Origin of the sequence: Faecalibacterium sp. IP-1-18, from assembly GCF_023347355.1 — a bacterium.
Lineage (GTDB): Bacteria > Bacillota > Clostridia > Oscillospirales > Ruminococcaceae > Faecalibacterium > Faecalibacterium prausnitzii.
Genome location: NZ_CP094472.1, coordinates 2,864,638 through 2,886,913, shown reverse-complemented (window position 1 = coordinate 2,886,913; position 22,276 = coordinate 2,864,638). Strand labels below are relative to the sequence as shown.

Annotated in this window: 22 protein-coding genes; 10 read left to right on the top strand and 12 right to left on the bottom strand. The window is 60.3% G+C overall.

Features of this window, described 5'->3' with window-relative positions; genetic code table 11:
* Nucleotide 1 precedes the first annotated feature (1 nt).
* The 6 genes from MTP43_RS13705 to MTP43_RS13680 all read left to right on the top strand — a co-directional run bounded on the left by MTP43_RS13705 (nt 2) and on the right by MTP43_RS13680 (nt 6,248).
* A complete protein-coding gene (locus MTP43_RS13705) occupies nt 2-1,168 on the top strand; it encodes an iron-containing alcohol dehydrogenase (protein ID WP_005922638.1) in 1,167 nt (388 codons plus the stop codon).
* 20 nt (nt 1,169-1,188) lie between these two features.
* Nucleotides 1,189-2,103 (top strand): 4-hydroxy-tetrahydrodipicolinate synthase, encoded by a 915-nt coding sequence (dapA, locus tag MTP43_RS13700; protein WP_005922637.1) that lies wholly within the window; start codon nt 1,189-1,191, stop codon nt 2,101-2,103.
* A 28-nt stretch (nt 2,104-2,131) separates the two neighbouring features.
* The gene (pdxA, locus tag MTP43_RS13695; RefSeq protein WP_015537572.1) at nt 2,132-3,202 is read left to right on the top strand and encodes a 4-hydroxythreonine-4-phosphate dehydrogenase PdxA; all 1,071 of its coding nucleotides are present in this window, start codon (nt 2,132-2,134) and stop codon (nt 3,200-3,202) included.
* A gap of 333 nt (nt 3,203-3,535) precedes the next feature.
* On the top strand, nt 3,536-4,816 hold the full coding sequence (locus tag MTP43_RS13690) for an SLC13 family permease (protein WP_249234905.1): 1,281 nt from the start codon (nt 3,536-3,538) through the stop codon (nt 4,814-4,816).
* Nucleotides 4,817-4,831: 15 nt separating this feature from the next.
* The gene (locus MTP43_RS13685) at nt 4,832-5,179 is read left to right on the top strand and encodes a hypothetical protein (protein WP_005922633.1); all 348 of its coding nucleotides are present in this window, start codon (nt 4,832-4,834) and stop codon (nt 5,177-5,179) included.
* A 94-nt stretch (nt 5,180-5,273) separates the two neighbouring features.
* Nucleotides 5,274-6,248: a calcium/sodium antiporter gene (locus MTP43_RS13680; RefSeq protein WP_097783273.1), complete on the top strand. Its 975-nt coding sequence runs from the start codon at nt 5,274-5,276 to the stop codon at nt 6,246-6,248.
* 85 nt (nt 6,249-6,333) lie between these two features.
* Here the strand turns inward: MTP43_RS13680 and MTP43_RS13675 are convergent, their stop codons facing one another.
* Nucleotides 6,334-7,200 carry a MurR/RpiR family transcriptional regulator gene (locus MTP43_RS13675; protein ID WP_249234904.1) on the bottom strand — a complete coding sequence of 289 codons (867 nt, stop codon included), beginning with the start codon at nt 7,198-7,200 and terminating at the stop codon, nt 6,334-6,336.
* Nucleotides 7,201-7,402: 202 nt separating this feature from the next.
* On the opposite strand from MTP43_RS13675, the gene murQ reads away from it, so the two are divergent.
* From murQ to MTP43_RS13660, 3 genes are all read left to right on the top strand, one after another.
* On the top strand, nt 7,403-8,311 hold the full coding sequence (gene murQ, locus MTP43_RS13670; RefSeq protein ID WP_015537575.1) for an N-acetylmuramic acid 6-phosphate etherase: 909 nt from the start codon (nt 7,403-7,405) through the stop codon (nt 8,309-8,311).
* Nucleotides 8,312-8,380: 69 nt separating this feature from the next.
* Complete coding sequence (locus MTP43_RS13665; RefSeq protein ID WP_005922626.1) at nt 8,381-9,823, top strand: PTS transporter subunit EIIC; 1,443 nt, start codon at nt 8,381-8,383, stop codon at nt 9,821-9,823.
* Nucleotides 9,816-10,865 (top strand): MupG family TIM beta-alpha barrel fold protein, encoded by a 1,050-nt coding sequence (locus MTP43_RS13660; protein WP_249234903.1) that lies wholly within the window; start codon nt 9,816-9,818, stop codon nt 10,863-10,865. The genes MTP43_RS13665 and MTP43_RS13660 overlap by 8 nt, the downstream gene beginning before the upstream one ends.
* A 50-nt stretch (nt 10,866-10,915) precedes the next feature.
* Here MTP43_RS13660 and MTP43_RS13655 read toward each other — a convergent pair whose 3' ends face one another.
* The 10 genes from MTP43_RS13655 to hisG form a co-directional block, all read right to left on the bottom strand.
* Nucleotides 10,916-12,292: an MATE family efflux transporter gene (locus tag MTP43_RS13655; RefSeq protein WP_249234902.1), complete on the bottom strand. Its 1,377-nt coding sequence runs from the start codon at nt 12,290-12,292 to the stop codon at nt 10,916-10,918.
* Nucleotides 12,293-12,425: 133 nt separating this feature from the next.
* Nucleotides 12,426-13,250, bottom strand: coding sequence for a histidinol-phosphatase HisJ family protein (locus tag MTP43_RS13650; RefSeq protein ID WP_113621600.1), 825 nt, complete (start codon nt 13,248-13,250; stop codon nt 12,426-12,428).
* Nucleotides 13,251-13,257: 7 nt separating this feature from the next.
* A complete protein-coding gene (gene hisIE, locus MTP43_RS13645) occupies nt 13,258-13,893 on the bottom strand; it encodes a bifunctional phosphoribosyl-AMP cyclohydrolase/phosphoribosyl-ATP diphosphatase HisIE (protein ID WP_005922616.1) in 636 nt (211 codons plus the stop codon).
* 78 nt (nt 13,894-13,971) lie between these two features.
* Entirely contained in the window at nt 13,972-14,727 is a 756-nt protein-coding gene (hisF, locus tag MTP43_RS13640; RefSeq protein ID WP_005922614.1) for an imidazole glycerol phosphate synthase subunit HisF, read from the bottom strand.
* Between the two features lie 15 nt (nt 14,728-14,742).
* Nucleotides 14,743-15,462 carry a 1-(5-phosphoribosyl)-5-[(5-phosphoribosylamino)methylideneamino]imidazole-4-carboxamide isomerase gene (hisA, locus tag MTP43_RS13635; protein WP_005922612.1) on the bottom strand — a complete coding sequence of 240 codons (720 nt, stop codon included), beginning with the start codon at nt 15,460-15,462 and terminating at the stop codon, nt 14,743-14,745.
* 150 nt (nt 15,463-15,612) lie between these two features.
* A complete protein-coding gene (gene hisH, locus MTP43_RS13630) occupies nt 15,613-16,221 on the bottom strand; it encodes an imidazole glycerol phosphate synthase subunit HisH (protein WP_005922610.1) in 609 nt (202 codons plus the stop codon).
* Nucleotides 16,218-16,814, bottom strand: coding sequence for an imidazoleglycerol-phosphate dehydratase HisB (gene hisB / locus MTP43_RS13625; RefSeq protein WP_097783277.1), 597 nt, complete (start codon nt 16,812-16,814; stop codon nt 16,218-16,220). Before hisB ends, hisH begins: the two co-directional genes overlap by 4 nt.
* 2 nt (nt 16,815-16,816) lie before the next feature.
* On the bottom strand, nt 16,817-17,878 hold the full coding sequence (gene hisC / locus MTP43_RS13620; RefSeq protein ID WP_097783278.1) for a histidinol-phosphate transaminase: 1,062 nt from the start codon (nt 17,876-17,878) through the stop codon (nt 16,817-16,819).
* 12 nt (nt 17,879-17,890) lie between these two features.
* The gene (gene hisD / locus MTP43_RS13615; RefSeq protein WP_097783279.1) at nt 17,891-19,168 is read right to left on the bottom strand and encodes a histidinol dehydrogenase; all 1,278 of its coding nucleotides are present in this window, start codon (nt 19,166-19,168) and stop codon (nt 17,891-17,893) included.
* On the bottom strand, nt 19,165-20,760 hold the full coding sequence (hisG, locus tag MTP43_RS13610) for an ATP phosphoribosyltransferase (RefSeq protein WP_097783280.1): 1,596 nt from the start codon (nt 20,758-20,760) through the stop codon (nt 19,165-19,167). The genes hisD and hisG overlap by 4 nt, the downstream gene beginning before the upstream one ends.
* Before the next feature lie 532 nt (nt 20,761-21,292).
* Between hisG and MTP43_RS13605 the strand changes: the two genes are divergently transcribed.
* Nucleotides 21,293-21,706 carry an EamA family transporter gene (locus MTP43_RS13605; RefSeq protein ID WP_015537584.1) on the top strand — a complete coding sequence of 138 codons (414 nt, stop codon included), beginning with the start codon at nt 21,293-21,295 and terminating at the stop codon, nt 21,704-21,706.
* 55 nt (nt 21,707-21,761) lie between these two features.
* Here the strand turns inward: MTP43_RS13605 and MTP43_RS13600 are convergent, their stop codons facing one another.
* Complete coding sequence (locus MTP43_RS13600; protein ID WP_015537585.1) at nt 21,762-22,217, bottom strand: MarR family winged helix-turn-helix transcriptional regulator; 456 nt, start codon at nt 22,215-22,217, stop codon at nt 21,762-21,764.
* Nucleotides 22,218-22,276 lie beyond the last annotated feature (59 nt).

Here is a 22,276-nt window from a genome sequence, read left to right as displayed (position 1 = left end):
TATGTTGACCCAGTACAATCTTAAAATGCCGCACGCAGTTTACGGCGGCGAGAACGCCATGGACAATATCACCGCCATCATCAAGGCACGCGGCGCAAAAAAGGTAGCCATGTTCACCGATAAGGGCATTGAGGGCGCTGGCCTGTTCGCCCTGCCGGAAGAGGCTGTCAAGGCCTCCGGCGCAGAGTATTATGTGCTGGACGAGCTGCCCCCGGAGCCCAGCTACATGGCTGTGCAGAAGCTGGTGGACGAGTTCAAGGTCTCCGGTGCAGACCTCATCGTGGCCTGCGGCGGCGGCTCTGTGATGGACGCTGCCAAGCTGGCAAGCGTGCTGGTGACCGACGCCTACGGCGTGAAGGAGCTGCTGGATAACCCCGGCATGGCACAGAAGTGCGTGCCCATCGTGCTGATCCCCACCACCGCCGGTACCGGCGCCGAGGTCACCCCCAACGCCATCGTGGCTGTGCCCGAAAAGGAGCTGAAGGTGGGCATCGTCAACGAGAACATGATCGCGGACTACGTCATTCTGGACGCCCGCATGATCAAGAACCTGCCCCGCAAGATCGCAGCCGCTACCGGCGTGGATGCGCTGGCACACTGCATCGAGTGCTTTACCAGCAACAAGGCCAACCCCTTCAGCGATCTGTACGCACTGGAAGGCTTGGACCTGATCCTGAACAACATCGAAAAAGCCTGCGATGACCCCGAAGCCATGGCAGAGAAGAACCGGATGCAGATCGCAGCTTACTACGGCGGTCTGGCCATCACCGCTTCCGGCACCACCGCTGTGCACGCACTGAGCTACCCGCTGGGCGGCAAGTACCACATTGCACACGGCGTGTCCAACGCCATCCTGCTGGCACCGGTCATGCGCTTCAACAGCGAGCACCCCGCCGTGCGCGAGCGTCTGGCTGCCGCCTATGACCGCTGCTGCCACGAGGAAAAGACCTGCACCACCGTGGAGGAAAAGACTGCATGGATGATCGCCCGTCTGGAGCACATCGTCAAGCATCTGGATATCCCCACCAGCCTCAAGGAGTTCGGCGTGCCTGCCGAGGATCTGGAAGGTCTGGTCAACGCCGGTATGCAGGTACAGCGCCTGCTGGTGAACAATATGCGCCCCGTTACCGCCGACGACGCACGCAAGCTGTATCAGGAGATCATGTAACAGAAAAGGAGTAAAGACTTATGAAAACCAGCGATATCAAGGGCATCATCCCTCCCGTAATCACCCCCATGAACAACGACCCTGAGCAGACGGTCAACCATCAGGCTCTGCGCGAGCAGGTGGAGCGCCTGCTGGCAGGCGGCGTGCACGGCATCTTCCCCATGGGCACCAACGGCGAAGCCTACGCCCTGTCCTTCCAGGAGAAGGAAGAGATCCTTGCCACTGTCATCGATCAGGTAAAGGGCCGCGTACCGGTCTACGCAGGCACCGGCTGCATCACCACCGCCGAGACCATCCGCCTGAGCAAGCGTGCCGAGGAGCTGGGCGCAGACGCACTGTCCATCATCACCCCCAGCTTTGCACTGGCCTCCCAGAAGGAGCTGTATGATCACTACACCGCCGTGGCAAAGGCCGTGAACCTGCCCATCATCCTGTACAACATCCCCGCCCGCACCGGCAACAAGCTGCTGCCCGAGACCGTGCAGGCACTGTGCCGTGACGTGGAGAACATCGTAGGCGCAAAGGATTCCAGCGGCGATATCGAGAACCTAAAGGCCTACATCCGCCTGACCCGTGAGCTGGACAAGGAAGTTGCCATTCTGGCCGGCAACGACGGCGCTATCCTGACCTGCCTGAAAGAGGGCGGCGCAGGCGGCATTGCAGGCCGCGCCAACATCTGGCCGGAGACCGTTGCCAAGATCTACGATTGCTTCAAGGCTGGGGATCTGGAGGGCGCACAGGCTGCACAGGACGCCATTGCCATCCTGCAGCAGACCTTCAAGTACGGCAACCCCAACACCATCATCAAGACTGCCGTTGCCCTGCAGGGTCACCCTGTTGGCAAGTGCCGCGCACCCTTCAACTATGTGCCGGAAGAGGGCATGGAGGCCATCAAGAAGGTTCTGGCAGAGAACGAGGCCAAGGGTCTGCACTGAAACGCGCTGAAGCAAGGAGAAGGCTGCTATGAATAAACCCATTGTCGGTATTACCATGGGCGATCCCGCCGGTTCCGGCCCGGAGATCACCATCAAGGCTCTGGCTGACCCGGAGCAGTACAGCTACTGCCGCCCCATCGTGGTGGGCGATGTGAAGGTGATGGAGCAGGCCAAGAAGTTCGTTGGCCGCGAGGACATCGTCATCCACCGCTGCGAGAAGGTGTCGGATGCCCTGTTCACCCCCGGCACCATCGACGTGCTGCATCTGGATCTGATCGAGGACATCAGCAAGTTCGAGATAGCAAAGGTCAGCGTGGAGGGCGGCAACGCAGCCTTCCAGTGCGTGAAAAAGGTCATTGAGCTTGCCATGGCCGGTGAGGTGGATGCCACCTGCACCAACGCCCTGAACAAGGAAGCCATGAACAAGGCACTGGAGTACTACCACGGCGAAAAGTCGGACGGCTACACCCACTTTGACGGCCATACCGAGATCTACGCCACCTACACCCACACCAAAAAGTACACCATGATGCTGGCTCATCACGACCTGCGCGTGGTGCACGTTTCCACCCACGTTTCCCTGCGGGAAGCCTGCGACCGGGTCAAGAAGGATCGCGTGCTGGAGGTCATCGAGATCGCCAACAAGGCCTGCAAGGATATGGGCATCGAGAACCCCCGCATCGCTGTGGCAGGTCTGAACCCCCACTGCGGTGAGAACGGCCTGTTCGGCCGGGAGGAGATCGAGGAGATCACCCCCGCCATTGAGGCTGCCAAGGCCGAGGGCATCACCGGTGTCGTGGGTCCCTGCCCGCCGGACAGCGTGTTCTCGCAGGCCATCGGCGGCTGGTACGACATCGTGGTGTGTATGTACCACGATCAGGGTCACATCCCGCTCAAGACCGTGGGCTTTGTCTACGACCGCGAAAAGCAGGAGTGGAAGGCCGTGGAGGGCGTCAACGTCACGCTGGGTCTGCCCATCATCCGCGCCAGCGTGGATCACGGCACCGACTTCTACCACGCCGGTAAGGGCAACGGCAACGAGCTGAGCCTTGTCAACGCCATCAAGTATGCGGTCAAAATGACCGGCCGCGCCAACTAAGTTATCCCCATCCCAACCAATTCTTCATTTTCTTCCAGAGAGAGCCGCTGCACCCCGTACGGTGCGGCGGCTTTTTCTGGTTTTGTCCTGTTTCAAAAAGCAACAAATCAGCCGAAACTAACCGCAATATGTTTCAAAAAGCGACACATTGCGGCAAAAGAATTGAACAAATTCTGAATATGTTTCAAAAAAGAACACAACGAGCCCAAAAATGATTGTGACGCACAGCGGAAAACTATATACTTTTAATCAAGAAAGCCGCATCGGAATTGTGCAAAGGGTCGGGCTCTTGCGCAACAGGTACTGCGGACACAAAAAAGGAGGAAACGTTCTATGACACTTCCCATGATCATTGCTCTGGCAGTGACTGTCCTCATGATCATCCTGATCATGGTGGATAAACTGCCCTTCGGTGCACCCCCGCTGCTGGCGCTGCTGCTGCTGGTGGTGTTCGGCGTTACCGACATTAAGACCGCCTTCGGCGGTTTCGCAAACCCCACCATCGTCATGCTGGCATCCTTCATGGCCATCATTGCGGCCCTGCAGAAGACCAGCTTCATCGTCAAGTTCAAGCAGACCATGTTCAACATGGCCAGCAAGGGCGGCTTTAAGGCCTACGTCCTGCTGATCCTCATCGTTATGCTGGGCTGCAGCCTGTTCGGCACCGGTTCCACCGCCTACTATGTGCTGGTCATCGGCCTGCTGTCCACTCTGCCCTACTCCAAGCAGCTGCCCCCGTCCAGGGTTCTGATGCCTGCGGGCTTTGCAGCAAACCACCCGCTGTTGCCCTTCAACACCGCTCTGCAGTACGGCATCGTGATCGCCGTTCTGGAAAGCGCAGGCGTTGCGGCAAACGTCAATCTGGTCAAGTTCTCTCTGGTCAACCTGTGCCTGTCCATCGGCTTCCTGGTGTGGTGCATCCTGGCCTACAAGATCCTGCCGGACCACCCCATTGCCGAGGCCAAGGAAGAGGCTCTCCACGCCGGTGAGCAGAAGGTCGCTCTGACCAAGAATCAGGAGCTCATCACCTACTTCAGCTTTGTGCTCGCCGTTGTGGGCATGATCCTGCAGAGCAAGATCGGTGATGCAGGCTACGCCATCACCGGTCTGGCCGTGGGCGTCATCCTGATCTCCGGCGTCATGGACTTCAACGAGATCCGCAACTCCATCAGCGCACCCATCATCCTGATGTCCGCAGGCGTCATCGGCATTGCCGATGCTCTGGGCAACACCGGCCTGACCAGTCTGGTCGGCGAGACTGTTGCCAAGATGCTGGGCACCAACGTCAACCCCTTCGTGCTGATCTTCGCCTTCTGCATCCTGACCAGTGTGCTGGCCACCCTGACCGGTTCCACCATCGGCACCGTGTACGTCTTTGCTCCCATGGCCATTGCCACCTGCGTCAATCTGGGTCTGGATCCCACCGCAGCCGCTGCCGCTATCGTGGTCTCCGGCTGGTGCGGACACTTCCTGCCCATTGACGGTATGCCCGCCATGATCATGGGCGCCGGCGACTACAAGATCACCGAGTTCTGGAAGTTCACCATTCCGCAGTACTTCATCCGTCTGCTGGCGCTGACGGTGGGTGCTGTGCTGATCTTCCCCATGAAGTAACAGGAGAAACACCAAATGAAAAACACGTTTGAGCTGGAGCACGTCGGCATCAACACCGACAACGCAGGCGAGGCCGAGCAGCTGGCGCTGCTGCTGTGCAAGCTGTTCAACTTGGAGCCCCGCCACGGACAGAAGTCCGAGTTTGCCGGTAACTATTTCGAGTGCATGAAGAGCCCCTTTCTGGGCAAGAACGGCCACATCGCAATGCGCACCCCCGACCTGAAGGCTGCGATGGAGGAGCTGGAGGAAAATGGCTTCCGCTTCCGCATGGAGACTGCCGCCTATTTTGAGGACGGCCGCATCAAGAATGTGTATCTTGAGGGCGAGTACGGCGGTTTTGCCATCCACATCATGCAGAAATAACGCCAACTGACCGATCTTGTGCAGAACCGGGGATGGAGCGATCCGTTCCCGGTTCTGTGGTTCACGCCCCGCGAAAATTCAGAGGAGAAAAATTATGCTGGTTCCTGTATTGCTATTTATCGTCGGTCTGCTGTTCCTGATCAAGGGCGGCGACTGGTTCGTGGACGGTGCTTCGGCACTGGCACGGCGGTTCCACCTGCCGGAGCTGCTCATCGGCGCAACGGTGGTATCTATCGGCACCACTCTGCCGGAGGTCATGGTGTCCACCATGTCCGCCGTGTCCGGCCATGGGGAGATCGCCTACGGCAACGCCATCGGCTCGGTCATCTGCAACTCTGCCCTGATCGCCGCCATCACCATCGCCGTCCGTCCGGGCAAGGTAGACCCCAAGACCCTGCGGGTGCCGGTAGCCTTCTTCTTTGCCGCAGCCGCCATCTACTGCGTGGCTGCCTACGCCATGGGCGAGTTCACCCGCCCGCTGGGCTTTGTGATGCTGGCCATGTTCGTGGCTTACATGGTGGCAAACGTATTGCAGATGAAAAAAGCCCCTGCCGCCGCCGAAGCGGAGGCCGAGGCCGAAAATGCCGGGGAAGAGATGTCCCTTACCAAAACGCTGGTGCTGCTGGTGCTGGGCGCGGTGCTGATCGCACTGGGCGCAAACCTGCTGGTGGATAACGGCACCCTCATCGCACAGGCACTGGGCGTGCCGGAGTCGGTCATCGCGCTGACCTTTGTGGCGCTGGGCACCTCTCTGCCGGAGCTGGTCACCGCCATCACCTCGTTGGTCAAGGGCTGCAGCGATCTGTCCCTTGGCAACATCGTGGGCGCAAACGTGTTCAATCTGGTGCTGGTCAGCGGTATGTCCGTCACGCTGGCACCCTTCACCGTGCCGCAGAGTTCCACCCTGTTCGGCATCAATTCCAGCCTTGTGCTGGAGATCCCGGTCATGCTGGCTGTCATGATGATCATGACCCTTCCCGCGCTGAAGCGCGGCAGGCTGTCCCGTGCACAGGGCATTATCCTGCTGTGCATCTACGCTGCCTTCTGCGCCATCCAGTTTACCATGTGACATTCCCGGAGATACTTCCTTGCCCCCGGTCTGCTCTGTCAGGCCGGGGGCTTTGGTTATTGCACCCTGCGGCGCGGCTTCCGCTTTACGGCTGGGTGAGCACCTCCGGGTCACCGGGCTTATAGATATGAGTCTTGGCCAGACGGCGCATGGTGTCCTCGTGGTTGCGGCTGGCGTAGGCGGTGTACAGGATATCCACCACGTTCAGCTGGGAAAGGCGGGAGGACATGGCGCCGTTGCGGAACAGGCTCTCGTTGGCGGCCACATACAGCACATGGTCGGCCAGCTGTGCCACCTCGGAGGGGTAGTAGCGGGTCACTGCGATGACCGGTGCGCCGCCCGCCTTCATCTCCTTGATGCACTGGATCATCTCCATGGTCTGCCCGGAGTAGGAGAACACGATGCCTACATCCTGCGCAGTGGCGTTGCGCGCCTGCAAAAGCTGCGAGTGGGAGTCCTCGTTGACCACGCAGGGCTTGTCCAGCCGCAGAAATTTCAGGTAGGTGTCCTTTGCCACGCACAGCGAGGAGCCGATGCCGAACAGCAGCACCGTGCGGGCATTGGCGATCAGCTCCACGCACTGCTCCAGCTCGTCCAGCAAAAGCAACCGCTGGGTGTCCAGCAGGCTCTGGATGTTCCTGTGGGTCACCTTGTCCACGATCTCCTGCAGGCTGTCCTGCGGGGTGATGTCCTTTTCCCGGTGGCTGCCGTTCTCCCCAAGGGTGGCAAGCTCCAGCGTCAGGGCGTGGCGCAGTTCCTTGTAGCCCTGAAAGCCGATGACCCGGCAGATGCGCACCACGCTGGAAGGGGAGGAGAAAGAGCGCCGCGCCAGATCCCGGATGGTAAGGGTGGTGGTCTCGTCCGGGTTTTCCAGAATGAACTGCGCGATCTGCCGCTCGGTGCTGCTGAGGGAGGGCTGCACCTCCCGCAGGCGTAAAAGAACGTTCTGCATATAGATACCTCTGTTGTATTTCAGGATGGATTGAACAAGCTGCACAAAAAAGTCGTACTTGTACGCAAAAATTTCAAAAACAATGCTTGCATAAAACATTGTACCACAAAATAGTCTTTTTGTGGACATTTTGTTTGAAAAAGTTTATACTTTGGTCACAATCACGCCGCAAGGGGTGCGGCGGAAACTGGAGGTGCAGGATATGGGTTTGAATCTGAGTGGGATGACCACCGAGACCCGCAACCCGCGCACGATGCAGCTGGACCAGATGTCCCCGCTGGAGATCGTGACTGTCATGAACGAGGAGGACGCCCGGGTACCGCTGGCCATTGCCAAGTGCCTGCCGCAGATCGCGCAGGCGGTCACATGGGCAGCAGAAGCCTTTGAAAAAGGCGGACGGCTGTTCTATATGGGCGCCGGTACCTCCGGCCGCTTAGGCGTGTTGGATGCCGCCGAGTGCCCGCCCACCTTCGGTGTGCCGAAGGAGATGGTGGTAGGGCTCATCGCCGGCGGCGAAAAAGCCTTTATCGAGGCTGTGGAGGGCGCAGAGGACAGCCGGGAGCTGGCTGTTGAGGATCTGAAAGCCCACGGCCTGACCGCGAATGACTTTGTGGTGGGCATTGCCGCCTCCGGCCGCACGCCCTATGTGCTGGGCGGTCTGGACTACGCCAAGAGCGTGGGCTGCCACACTGCCGCCATTGCCTGCAATATCGGCAGCGCCATCGGCAAGGCCGCAGAGCTTGCCATTGAGGTGAATTGCGGCCCCGAGGTACTGACCGGTTCCACCCGGCTCAAGTCCGGCACAGCACAGAAGCTGATCCTGAACATGATCTCCACCGGCTCTATGGTGCGCACCGGCAAGGCCTACCAGAACCTGATGGTGGACGTGCAGCAGACCAACGAAAAGCTGCACACCCGCGCCGAGAATATCGTCATTGACGCCACCGGCGTGGAGCGGGAGAAAGCCCGCGCCGCCATTGACGCAGCGGGCGGCAGCGTAAAGACCGCCATCACCATGCTGCTGGCAGACTGCGATGCCGCAGAAGCCGCCCGGCGGCTGGAAAAGGCCCGCGGCCATGTGCGGGAGGCCATCCGGCTGGAAGTGCTGTAAGATATCTCTAAGTTCCTTAGCGGCAAAGGCCGCATCGGATATACACCTGTTTTAAAGGAGGACCCACTTATGACGAATGAAGAACTGGTCCGCGCGGCGCTGGAGAAGGTCGGCGGAAAGAGCAACGTTCTCACCGCAACCAACTGCATGACCCGCCTGCGGGTGCGCGTTAAAGATGACGCCAAGATCGACGACGAGGGCCTGAAGGCCATCGAGGGCGTGATGGGCATCGTGCATGACCGTACCGGCTATGTGGAGATCGTGGTCGGCCCCGGCAAGTGCCGCAAGTGCGCAGATATCTGCCGCGACATGGGCATCCCGGCGGACGCCGCCGCTTCCACCGCCAACGACTGGCAGACCAACAAGGCCGCAGTCAAGGCCGGGCAGAAGCAGAGCAAGGTCAAGGAGCTGTTCAAGACCTTCGGCGATATCTTTATCCCCCTGATCCCGGGCGTTGTGGCTTCCGGTCTGTGCGCCGGCATCAACTCCCTGATCGGTCAGGTGGTGCCGAACTACGCTGACATCCCCGCACTGGCTCTGATCAGCACCCTGCTGGGTCTGATGAACACCTGCTTCCTTGGTTACCTGACCGCATGGGTCGGCTACCGCGCAGCCGAAAAGTTCGGCGGCACCCCCATTCTGGGCGGTATGCTGGGCATGATCACCGGTTTGGACGGTATCAACAAGATCTCTTCCATTCTGGGTCTCTTCAACGAGGCTGTGCCGCTGGATTCCATCCTGCGTGCAGGCCGCGGCGGCGTGCTGGCCGTTGTGCTGGGCGCATGGTGCCTTGTCAAGATCGAGCGCTGGGTGCGTAAGTGGATGCCCGAATCTCTGGACATCGTGTTCACCCCGCTGATCACCATGATCCTGTGCCTCGTGCCCTATATCCTGATCATCATGCCCGCTACCGGCTATGTTTCCACCGCGCTGTGCTGGGTGGTTGAAAAGCTGTGCATGAGCGATATCCTGATCGTGCGCATCATTGCCGGTTATATTTCCACCGCTCTGTTCCTGCCCATGGTCGCTATGGGCATGCACCATGGTCTGGTTGCTCTGTACTCCGTGCAGCTGGAGAGCTTTGGCTACGTTACCCTGTACCCCGCTCTGGCTATGGCCGGTGCAGGTCAGGTTGGCGCTGCTGTCGCTATCTACTTCAAGGCTAAGAAGTGCGGCAACACCCGCCTGAAGAACGTTATCACCGGCGCACTGCCCGCAGGTCTGCTGGGCATCGGCGAGCCGCTGATCTACGGTGTCACCCTGCCTATGGGCAAGCCCTTCATCAGCGCCGGTCTGGGTGCCGGCTTCGGCGGTGCCTTCGTCATGGCCATGCAGGTGGCTGCTACCGCTTGGGGCCCCTCCGGTCTGCTGGCTCTGTTCGTCATGACCGCCGGCCCTCACGGTGTGGCTGCTTCCGTTGGCTGCTACGCAGTGGGTCTGGTCATCTGCTACATCATGGGCTTTATCGTGACCAACGCAATGGTCTCTGTTGAGGACGTTGCCAATGCTTAAAACACTCGGACGGTCAGTGTATCTGACGCAGTTTGAGGAACAGCGTGCGTCGCTTTCCGCTTTTGCGGCAGGCGGCGCGCCTGTTTTTATCTCACTGCATATCAGCGAAGAATTTGATGCCGCTTACTGCGCCCGCGTGCAGGAAATGTGCGATTTTCTCTCCGCGCAGGGCTGGCGCATTCTGGCAGATGTGTCGGAAAAGACCATCCGGCAGTTCGGCTGTGCCGACCTGACCGCGCTGGCAAAGCGGCTGCACCTGTGGGGTCTGCGGCTGGATTACGGCTTCTCGCTGGAGCAGATGTGCGCCCTTGCGCAGCAGCTGCCCGTTGCCGTCAACGCCTCCACCACCACCCCGGAGGTGGCACGGCAGCTGGCGGCGGGCGGCGGCACGGTCATCGCCATGCACAACTTCTACCCCCGCCCGGAGACCGGTCTTGACCCGGAATTTCTGCGCGAGAGCACCGCAGCTTTGCAGGCGGAGGGCTTGCAGGTGTACGGCTTTATCCCCGGCGACGCCCTGCTGCGCGGGCCGCTGTACGCGGGTCTGCCCACGCTGGAAGCCCACCGCACCGCTGCCCCCTCGGCGGCCTTTGCGGACTTGGCGCTGAACTATGGGCTGGACGGCATTTTTGCGGGCGACCCGGAGGTCAGCGCGCGGGAGCAGGAGTATATCCGGCACTTCTGCACCACCGGCGAGCTCTGCCTGCCGGTCGCCCTGCGCCCCGGCTATGAGACCCTGTACGACCGCACCTTTACCTGCCGCCCGGACTCGCCCAAGGGGCTTGTGCGGTATCAGGAATCCCGGCTCTACTCCTGCTTTGGCAACAGCGTGCAGCCGGACAACTGCGTGGAGCGCCGCCGCCGCTGCGTGACCATGGACAACATCGGCTACGGGCGCTACTCCGGCGAGATCCAGCTTGTGCGCGCTGACCTGCCCGCAGACGAAAAGGTAAACGTCATCGGTGAAGTGCCCGCAGAATACGACCTGCTGCTGGACTGCATTAAGCGCGGAAAGACCTTCCGCATGGTAAAAACATCATAAAAACAAGCACCGGAGCGTCCGCAGACGCTCCGGTGCTTGTTTTTGTTTATTTATTGATTCTTTCTTGGATACACAAAGGCGTCGCGGCGGTACACCGCCACGAGATATGCCGCCATGAAGCACCAGATGATGGGCTCGCACAGGATGACGGCGTTGTAGGCGTAGCGCGGGATGAACACCAGCACAAAGATCACCTTGCCCACAAGCTCGATGACGCTGGAAAACAGCGGCAGCACCTTCTGCCCAAGGCTCTGCAAAGCGTACCGGGTGCACAGCAGCACTCCCAGCACCGCGTAGAACGGCGCGTTCCACATCAGATACCGTGCGCCGTTTTCCAGCACGAGGGGCGCGGAGGAACCGGAGATCAGCTGCACCAACTGCCGGGCAAAAAGCTGCATCAGCACCACCTCTGCCGCCATGATGACCACCGAGCACAGGTACATGGTGCGCATTCCCTTGCGCACCCGCTCCGGCTGGGCTGCGCCCCGGTTCTGGGAGACAAAGGTGGAGCCGGCGTTTGCCATGGAGATCAGCGGCATACTGGTAAAGGAGAACAGCTTGCGCGCGGCGGTGTGCCCTGCAATGGTCAGTGTGCCCAGACCGTTGATGCCGTATTGCAGCACCACCGACCCCGCCGACACGATGCTGCTCATCAGCCCCATGGAGATGCTCTGGCTGAACAGCTCCCAGTACAAATGCTGTCCCACCGCCCAGTGCTTGCGGGCGGGCAGCAGCAGCGGCACGCGGCGCATCACATACAGAATGCACAGCACCACCGAGATGCCCTGCGCAATGACGGTAGCCACCGCCGCGCCCTGCACGCCCATGCCCAGCCCGGCAATGAACCACAGATCCAGCGCCACGTTCAGCCCCGAACTGATGAGCAAAAACACCAGCGGCATCACGCTGTTGCCGATGGCGCGCAGCAGCCCGGCGCACAGGTTATAAAAGAACATCACCAGCACGCCCAAATCGATGACGATGATATACCGGTAGGCGTCCTCTAAAATTTCGGCGGGGGTGTCCAGCAGCTGCAAAAGCGGCCGCAGGCCGAAAAAGCCCGCCGTGGTAATGACAAAGCTTGCGCAAAGCCCGATGACCAGCGCCCCGGCCACCGTCCTTTTGAGCAGATCCTCGTCCTGTGCCCCGTAGGAGCGTGCAGCCACGATGGAAAGCCCGTTGCCGATGCCGATGCCAAAGCCCACCAGCAGCTCGTAGATGGACCCGCAGGAGCCGATGGCAGCCAGTGCGGTATCGCCCAGCACGTTGCCCACGATCATGGTATCCACGGTATTATACAGCTGCTGGAATAAATTGGACACCAGAATGGGCAGCATGAACAGAAAAAGATTCTTGAAAATAGGCCCGTGCAGCAGGTCTGCATTCCGGTTAAAGAGGTTTGTTTTCAGGGGTCGCGTCTGGGTCATAGGGTTCCTTTCTTCGCGCAAAAAGGAGGCCGTTGCACAAAAACTGTGCAGTGGCCTCTTTTGCGGTAAAACGATTTAAAAAAATTTTATTTGTGTAGTTGCGAAACACCGTAGGTGTTTCGCAACTGCTTTTTTATAATTCCTGCTGCTCAAACCCGTTGACGGTCAGCACGGTCAGGGCGGTAAAGCCTGCGGCCTTGATGGCGGCGGCGGCTTCGTCAAAGCCGAAGGTCAGCGCGGCGGTGTCGTGGGCGTCGGCGGTGATGAGCGCCCTGCCGCCCAGCTTGTTCCACTCGCCCAGCAGCCATGCGCCGGGGTAGAAGTCCTTGCGGTAGCCCCGGTATACGCCGCCGGTGTTCACTTCCAGAACGCAGTCGTTCTCCCGGGCGGCGTGCAGCGCCCTGAGCGCTGCGGCCTTGTAGCGGGGGGATTCCTCATCAAAGAAGCTGCCGTCCGCGTTCAGCTTTTTGATAAGGTCGATATGTCCCAGAATGTCCGGCTTTTTGGCGGCGATCTTCTCCACCTCGGCAAAATAGGCTTCCACCGCTGCCAGCGGGTCGCCGTCAAAATCGTTGTTGATGCAGTCCCGCAGATCCTCGGGGCGGAAATCGATCTCGTAGTATTTGCCGGTATTTTTGCCGTACAGGTGGTGTGCGCTGCCGATCCAGTAATCAAAGCCCTTGGGCGTGCCCTCGCTCAGCAAATCCCACTCGATGCCGCACAGGATATCCACCTTGCCCCGGTACTCGTTTTTCAGCTTGGCAATGGTGGCGCGGTACTGCGCAGTGCGGCCGGGGGTCATGCAGTATTCGCGGTCGGGCTTTGTGTAGCTGTGGCCGCTGAACCCAAGGGTGGTCAGCCCCTGCGCACAGGCGGCACCGGCCATCTCCTGCAGGGTGTTCTTGCCGTCACACAAAGTAGAGTGGCAATGTACGCTGGATTTTCTGTAATCTGCCATAGGCTTCTCACTGCATCCTTTCCTGCTTGACCTTGTGGTCGATGACATGGCGCTTTTCCAGCTCCCGGGTCACATCCTCTACGGTGATGCCCGCGCTGACCATCAGCACCAGCACATGATAGGCAAGGTCGCTGATCTCGTAGACCGTCTCAGCCTTGTCCTCTTTTTCACCCGCAATGATGACCTCGGTGCACTCTTCGCCCACCTTTTTCAGGATCTTCTCCTTGCCCTTTTCAAACAGGTAGGTGGTGTAGCTGCCCTCCGTGGGGGTATCCTTGCGGCCCTTGATGAGGTTATACAGCCCCTGCCAGCTGAACTGTTTCAGCTCCGGGGAGACGTATACCTCGTTGAAAAAGCAGCTCTCTGCCCCGGTGTGGCAGGCGGGGCCGTCTTTCACCACCTCTACCACCAGTGCGTCGGCATCGCAGTCGGCGGTAATGGACACCACCCGTTGCACATTGCCGCTGGTCTCGCCCTTGCGCCAGATCTCCTGACGGCTGCGGCTCCAGAATACGGTGCGCCCCTCGGCAATGGTCAGCGCCAGCGTTTCAGCGTTCATGTAGGCAAGGGTGAGCACCTGCTTTGTGTAGTGATCCTGCACGATGGCGGGGATCAGGCCTTTTTCATCAAATTTCAGTTCCATGACGGTTCTCCCTCCCCGGATGGGGATATTGTGTATTTTATCGTATTCAAGACAAAAATGCAAGGGTTTTATGCGTTTTCACAGCCGCATCTCCACGCCGCTTGCGTTCAGGTACTCCTTCAGCTCCCGGATACCCAGCAGCTTCTGGTGGAAGATGCCCGCCGCCAGCCCGGCGTCGATGCCCTTGTGGTGGAACAGCTCCAGAAAATCCTCTTTTTTGCCCGCGCCGCCGCTGGCAATGATGGGAATATTCACCCGGGCAGCCACCGCGTCCAGCATTTCAAGGTCGAAGCCGTGGCGCACGCCGTCGGTGTCGATGCTGTTCAGGCATATTTCGCCCGCGCCGTGGGCGGCGCACCAGCTGATCCAGTCCAGCGCATCCCGGCCGGTATCCTCACGCCCGCCCTTGGCGAATACCCGGAACTGTCCGTTCACCCGCTTCACGTCTGCGGAAAGCACCACGCACTGGTTGCCGTAGCGCTGCGCGGCGGCGGGGATGAGCCCGGGGTCTTTCAGCGCGCCGGAGTTGACGCTTACCTTATCCGCGCCGCATTTCAGCACCCGGTCAAAATCCTCCAGTGTGTTGATGCCGCCGCCCACGGTCAGGGGGATAAAAATTTCTCCCGCCACCCGGGTCAGGATATCGGTAAAGAGGGCGCGTCCCTCAAAGCTGGCGGTGATATCGTAAAACACCAGCTCGTCCGCCCCGGCGGCGTTGTACAGCCGTGCCATCTCTACCGGGTCGGCCACGTCCTTGATGCCCTCAAAGTTTGTGCCCTTGACCACCCGGCCGTCGCGCACGTCCAGACAGGGGATGATGCGTTTGGTTATCATAAAGCTCCCTCTTTCTCAGTCCTGCACCAGCTGCACGCAGCGGGCAAGGTCCAGCGCGCCGGTATACAGGCTTTTGCCCAGAATCGCCGCTGCCGTGCCCATCTGCTGCAATTCCAGCAGCTCTGCCTCGGAGGAGATGCCGCCGCTGGCGGTAAAGGCCACCCCGGGCACCTCTGCCGCCAGCTGACGGTACAGGCTCAGGTTTGTGCCCTGCATCGCGCCGTCACAGGCAATGTCGGTATAGATGATGGCGGTGCAGCCGGCTTCTGCCAGCCGCTTGCAGAAGGCTACGCCCGGCTCGGCGCTGACCTCCTTCCAGCCGTGGATGGCCACATAGCCGTCCTTAGCGTCCACGCCCACGGCAATTTTATCGCCGTATTTTTGCAGCATCCGGGCGGTAAAGGCAAAATCCGTCACCGCCACGCTGCCCAGAATGCAGCGCCCCACCCCGAGGGAGAGGTATTTTTCAATGCGTTCCTCGGTGCGGATGCCGCCGCCTACCTCGATGTACAAACCGCCCTGCTTTGCCAGTGCGGCAATGGTGTCGTAGTTGGAAAGGGTGCCGTCCTTGGCACCGTCCAAGTCCACCACATGAAGATTTTTTGCCCCGGCGGCCACAAAGCTGCGTGCCTGTGCGCAGGGGTCCTGCCCGTAAACGGTCATGCGGTCGTAGTCGCCTTGTGTCAGGCGCACCACCTGCCCGCCGCGCAGGTCAATGGCTGGAAATAGCTGCATAGTTGTTTCTCCCTTAGAAACGAACCCTCTCAGGCTCGCATTCGCTCGCCAGCTCCCCCGAAGGGGGAGCTTTATTGCATCCTACGGTTTCCGGTGTAAAAGCTCCCCCCTCGGGGGAGCTGGCAACGCCGCAGGCGTTGACTGAGAGGGTTACAATTCGCTGAACGCCTTCAGAATTCTGAGCCCGGTGTCGCCGCTCTTTTCCGGGTGGAACTGGGTGCCATACACCCGCCCCGCCCGCACCGCGCCGGTGACCGGGATGGAATAATCGCTGACGGCAAGGGTGCTTTCGGCGCAGTTTTTGCCGTAGTAGCTGTGGACGTAGTACACATACTCGCCCTCGCGGATGTAGCGGAACAGGGGGTCGTCCTTTACGATGTGCAAGGCATTCCAGCCCATCTGCGGTACTTTCAGACTTTTGTCCGCGAGGTCGGGCCCCAGCGGGCAGACCTCGCCTTTGATAAAGCCCAGCCCGGCGTGCTCGCCGTACTCGTAGCTTTTTTCAAACAGCAGCTGCATCCCAAGGCAGATGCCCAGCAGGGGCTTCTGTTCCGCCTGCTCCTTCAGCACCGGCACAAGGCCGGTGGCGGTAAGCTTTGCCATGGCATCCCCGAATGCGCCCACCCCCGGCAGGATAAGCCGGTCGGCGGCGCGGATGGCATCGGCGTCGGCGGTGACCACCGCCTGCAGCCCCAGCTGCTGTAAGCTGGAACGCAGGCTGAACAGGTTGCCCACCCCGTAATCAAGAATGGCGATCATACCAGCAGTCCTTTCGTGGAAGGGATCTCGTCCCGGTGTGCCGCGTCGATGCGCACAGCTTCGGCCAGCGCGTGGCCCGCGCCTTTGAAGCAGGCTTCCAGAATGTGGTGGGTGTTCTCGCCCGCAAACTGCACAAAGTGGACGGTTGCGGGCACGCAGCGGGCAAAGCCGTACCAGAACTCCTTGGCGCACTCCACGTCAAAATCGCCCACCTTTTCGGTCTGGCAGCGGATGTCCCAGTTCAGGGTGCAGCGCCCGGAAAGATCCACCGCACACAGCACCAGCGCCTCGTCCATGGGCAGGTAGAAGCTGCCGTAGCGGCAGATGCCGCGCATCTCGCCCAGCGCCCGGGCAAAGGCCTGCCCCAGCGCAATGCCCACATCCTCGGTGGTGTGGTGGTAGTCCACCTGCACATCGCCGTGGCAGGTGAGCACCAGATCAAACCGTCCGTGCCGGGCAAACAGCTCCAGCATGTGGTTCAGAAAGCCGCATCCGGTGTCAATCTCGTAGCGGCCAGTGCCGTCCAGATCAAGGGTCAGCTCGATCTGGGTCTCGTTGGTGTTGCGTTCCAGCGTTACCATGCGCTCTGCCATTGTCACACCTCCAGTATTTTGTCCACGGCGTCCATCAGCGCCTGCATCTGCTCCGGCGTGCCGATGGTGATGCGCAGCCAGTTTTCAATGCGCGGCGCATCAAAATGCCGCACCAGAATGCCGTTTTTCTTTAACTCCTTGTATAGCTTGCCGCCGTTTATCCGCTCTGTGCTGGCAAATACAAAGTTTGCGCGGCTGTCCAGCACGGTAAAGCACCGGTTGGCCAGCTGCTGCATCGTCCATGCGCGGGTGTCCATAATGGCGGCGCGGGTCTTTTCAAAGTAGGCAGTATCTTCCAGCGCAGCCTGCCCGGCCTTCAGGGTCAGGCGGTTGATGTTGTAGGGGTTCAGGCTGAACTTGACCCGGTTCAAATCGGCGATCAGCGCCGCGTTGCCCATGGCAAGCCCAAGCCGCGCACCCGCCAGCTGCCGGGATTTCGAGAAGGTCTGCACCACCAGCAGGTTTTCGTATTGGTCGATGAGGGGCACGCAGCTCTCGCCGCCAAAGTCCACATAGGCTTCGTCCACAATGACCACGCTGTCCGGGTTCGATCGCAAAATGCCCTCGATGGCCTCCCGGGGCAGGCACAGCCCGGTGGGGGCGTTGGGGTTTGCAATGACGATGGTCTCGTGCAGGCCGTGGTAATCGGCGGGGTCAAGGGTGAAGTCCTCTTTTAAGGGGATGATATGGGTGGGGATGTGCAGCAGGCTACACCACACGCCGTAGCAGCCGTAGGTGATATCCGCAAAGGCCAGCGGGTGGCTCTCGTCACAGAAAGCCCGCAGCGCAAAGAACAGGTTCTCGTCGCTGCCGTTGCCGGGCATGACTTGGGAAGGCTGCAAGCCGAAATGCGCCGCCGCCGTGCGCAGCAGCTGTGCACAGGCGGGGTCGGAGTAAAGGCGCAGCTTTTCCACCTCGGCTTCGCTCACGGCTGCCACCACCCGGGGAGACGGCAGATAGGGGCTTTCGTTGGTATTCAGTTTGATGTACTGCTGATCCTGCGGCTGCTCCCCGGGCGTGTAGGGGGTGACAGCGGACAGGGCAGGGGAAAGAAAACGACTCATAATGGTTTCCTCTTACTTCTCATACCGGATGGTCACGCTGCGGGCGTGGGCGTGCAGACCCTCGCGCTCGGCAAAGTCTGCAATGCGGGGTGCAACGGCTTCCAGCGCGTCCCGGGTGTAGTAGATGAAGCTGGACTTCTTGACGAAGTCGTCCACGCCCAGCGGGCTGGAAAAGCGTGCGGTGCCGCTGGTGGGCAGGGTGTGGTTGGGGCCTGCAAAGTAATCGCCCAGCGCCTCCGGCACATTGCGGCCAAGGAAGATGCTGCCCGCGTTGCGGATCTCGTTCAGCACGCCGAAGGGGTCCTCCACGCAGACCTCCAAGTGCTCCGGTGCGATGATGTTGCAGGCCTCGATGGCCTTGTGCAGGTCGGTGCAGAGGATGATCTTGCCGTTGTCGTCCACGCTGGCGCGGGCAATGGCGGCGCGGGGCAGCTGCGGGATCTGCACTTCCAACTCCGCCTGTACCGCCTTGGCAAGGGCTGCACTGTCGGTGACAAGCACGGGGCTTGCCAGCCTGTCGTGCTCGGCCTGACTTAACAGGTCTGCCGCCACCCACGCGGGATTGCAGCTGCCGTCTGCCAGCACCAGAATTTCGCTGGGGCCAGCGATCATATCAATGCCCACCTTGCCAAACACCTTGCGTTTGGCGGTGGCAACGTAGATGTTGCCGGGGCCTACGATCTTATCCACCGCCGGGATGCTCTGGGTACCGTAGGCCAGCGCCGCCACGGCCTGTGCGCCGCCGGTCTTGAAAATTTTAGTTACTCCGGCGGTGGCGGCAGCGGCCAGAATGACCGGGTTCACCTTGCCGTCCTTCCCGGCGGGGGTGGTCATGACGATCTCGGACACCCCCGCCACCTTGGCGGGGATAACGTCCATAAGCACGGTGGAAGGGTACGCCGCCGTGCCGCCGGGCACATAGACACCGGCCTTTTCAATGGGAGTATATTTCTGCCCCAGTACGATGCCGGGGCGGTCGTTCATCACAAAATTCTTGTGCACCTGCTGGCGGTGGAACTGCTCGATGTTCTCCGCCGCCTGCCGCAGGGTCTCGAGGAAATAGGGGTCCATGCCCGCAAAGGCTTCATCGATCTCGGCCTGCGTCACCTGTAAATTTTCGATTGCTGCGCCGTCAAATTTCAGGGCGTAGTCCTTCAGGGCGTCGTCGCCCCGGGCGCGCACGTCCGCAATGATGGCGTCCACCACGTCCTCCACATTCTTCTCGGCGCGGATGTCCCGGTTCAGAATTTCCTCCGGCTTCAGCTCATCAAAATTATACAGCTTGATCATTTCTCTTCCTCCTGCTTGTGCAAGGTGTCGCGCAGCTTTTCCAGCATGGTGTCCATCTGCCGGTGCTTGAACTGGTAGCTGGCCTTGTTGGCGATGAACCGCGCCGAGATGGGCATGAACTCGGTGACCACTTGTAAGCCGTTCTCCCGCAGGGTGGTGCCGGTCTCCACGATGTCCACGATGACATCCGAAAGCCCAAGGATGGGGGCCAGCTCAATGGAGCCGTTCAGCTTGATGATATCGATATCCCGCCCCATGGAGGCGTAGTAGCGCTTTGCAATGTTGACGAACTTGGTGGCCACCCGCACCGGGCGGCTGGGGTCGTCCCGGTAGCCCGCCGGGGCGGCTACGCACATCCGGCAGCGGCCAAGGCCGGTGTCCAGCAGCTCGTACACGTCTGCGGCGGCCTCGGTCAGGATGTCCTTGCCCACGATGCCCACATCGGCAGCGCCGTGCTCCACATAGATGGCCACGTCGCTGGGCTTGACCAGAAAATACCGGATGCCCGCTGCCGGGTTCTCCACCACCAGCTTGCGGGTGGCGTTGTAGTCCTCCGGGCAGCCGTAGCCGATGCCCGCCAGCAAATTATACACCTTGTCGCCCAGCCGCCCTTTGGGCAGCGCCACGTTCAGCATCACCTTGCCGGTGTCCTGATGCTGCACCGGCGGCATCGCGTTCAGCCGGTCCAGCTCATCCAGATACACCGCAAAGCCGATGGCGCCCGCCCCGGGGGTGAACTTTTGCAGCAGTAAATCGTACCGCCCGCCCTTCAGCAGCGGGCGGGGCAGGGCTTTGAGATAGCCCTGAAACACAAGGCCGTTGTAGTATTCCATCTCACCGGCTAAGGTCAGGTCTAACCGGATGCTGCCGCCCGCGTGTCCCAGCGTGGGCGCTAGGGCGGTCAGCTCTGCCACAGCGGCAGTCATAGCGGGGTTACGGCAGAGCGCTGCCGCCTTGGAAAGGGTGGCAGCGTACCCGCCGGAAAGCTCCAGCACCCCGCACAAAGCGTCTGCCGCCGTTTCGGAAAGCCCCGCAGCCAGCGCGGCGGCGCGCAGCTCGTGGGCGTTTTTCTGCCGCAGCTTTTCCAGCAGCTGCGCCCGGGCGGCTTCCGGCACGCCCAGCGCATCGAACAGGCCGAACAGGTAGCCCATGTGGCTGACTTCCAGCACCCACTCTGCGCCCAGCGCCGCCAGCGACTGCGCCGCCAGACACACCGCCTGCTGCACCTCAGCCTCGCCCACAGCGCCCAGCATCTCCAGACCCATCTGGGAGATCTCTTTAAAGGTGTGGCTTTCGGCAGAGGGGCGGTAGACGTTCTCGTGGTAGTAGTACCGCAGCGTCTCGCCCGGCGCGGGCTGCGCCGTCTTGGCGATGGACAGGGTCACATCCGGCTTGAGCGCCAGCAGACGGCCATCCAAATCGGTAAAGGTGATGACCTGCTCCGACGACAGAAAGCTGCGGTTCTCCTGATACAGGCTGTACTCCTCGAACCGTCCCATGTGGTACTTGCGGCAGCCTGCCGTCTCGTACAGGCTGCGCAGCGCAAAGGAGGCGCGCTCCTTTGGCTGCAAATGCTCCAGACTGAACTCCATTTCGCTCCCTCGTTTCCTTTCCCTTGTTTCTTTCCCTGCACCGGCACAATTCCGGCGTCTCTATACACAAAAACATCCGGCGCGGCATCCTCCGCACCATAGAATGAAAGGCTTCTGTTTTTATTTTACTTTATCTGGGTAAAGTTGTAAAGCGTGAAAGTGACGTCTTTTCCATTCTTATCCTACAATTTTTCAGTGCGTTTGTACAGAAAGGCGAAAATTTTTCAACCCATCAGCCCCTCTCGTGAAAATGGAGCACCGGAGTGTCCGCAGACGCTCCGGTGCTCCGAAATTATAAATATTCTTTCCGCTGACCATGCGCAGCAACGATGACGACCGCCGCCAGCGGCGGAAACAGGGAGGAGTTGTTGGGGCAGCGGCCAGCAAGACGCGAGTGCCGCCCAAGGCACGAAGCGGATGCTGGGTGCCGCAACCCGTAAAACGCGGAGCGCATTCCAAATCGTCCTCCTCCTGGCAGCCTTGTGTTCCGCCGCGCAAAAGCGTATACTGGGGCAAAAAGGAGGCGTTTGCCATGTGGTTCGTTTACGCGCTGGGGTCTGCGGTGTTCGCTGCCCTTACCTCGATTCTGGCTAAAATCGGCATCGAGGGGGTCAACTCCACCCTTGCCACCGCCATCCGCACGGCGGTGGTGCTGCTGATGAGCTGGGGCATGGTGTTCCTCACCGGCACCCAGACCGGCATTGCGGACATCTCTCGCCGCAGCTGGCTGTTTCTGGTGCTGTCCGGCCTTGCCACCGGCGCAAGCTGGCTGTGCTACTACCACGCTTTGCAAATCGGTGCAGCGTCCAAGGTAGTGCCCATTGATAAGCTCAGCGTGGTCATCACCCTTGCGCTGGCCTTTGTGGTGCTGCACGAGCCCTTTACCGCCAAAAGCCTCATCGGCTGTGCCCTCATCACCGCCGGCACACTGTTTATGGTGCTGTAACGAGATATGCAAAACGGCTGCTGCACGTTTTTGTGCAGCAGCCGTTTTATCGTTTTTAGTCCTCGCCTTTTTTCAGTATGTCCAGTTCCGGCATCAGCTCGGTGCTCACGATGGTAAGCATCTGTTCCAGCTTGGCGCATTCCTCGGGGGTAAAGCGCTGCCGGGCACGCTCCACTACGGTGTGCAGATAAGAGTAGCTGATGTTGTAGTAGTCGATATACTTCTGGGTGGGGCGCAGATGGTACTCCCGCCGGTCGGTGGTGGACTGGATCTTTTCCACATAGCCCTTTTTCACCAGACTGCCGATCTTGTACGCCGCATTGGGGGTGGAGATCTGCATCATGCGGGAAAACTCCGCAATGGTGGGCTCGCCCATGGCCATGATGCCCTCCATGCAGAAGGATTCCACCGTGGTCAGGGTAGCCTCACGGGTGGCAAAGCGCTGGAACACGTTCTGATAAAAATGCAGCTTGAATTTGGTGTAGACGTCCTGAAAAGCTTTTTCCAGCATGGGTCATGCGCCTCCAATGCTTTAGTTTTCTTGCTATACGGCTAGTATACCACGAAAAT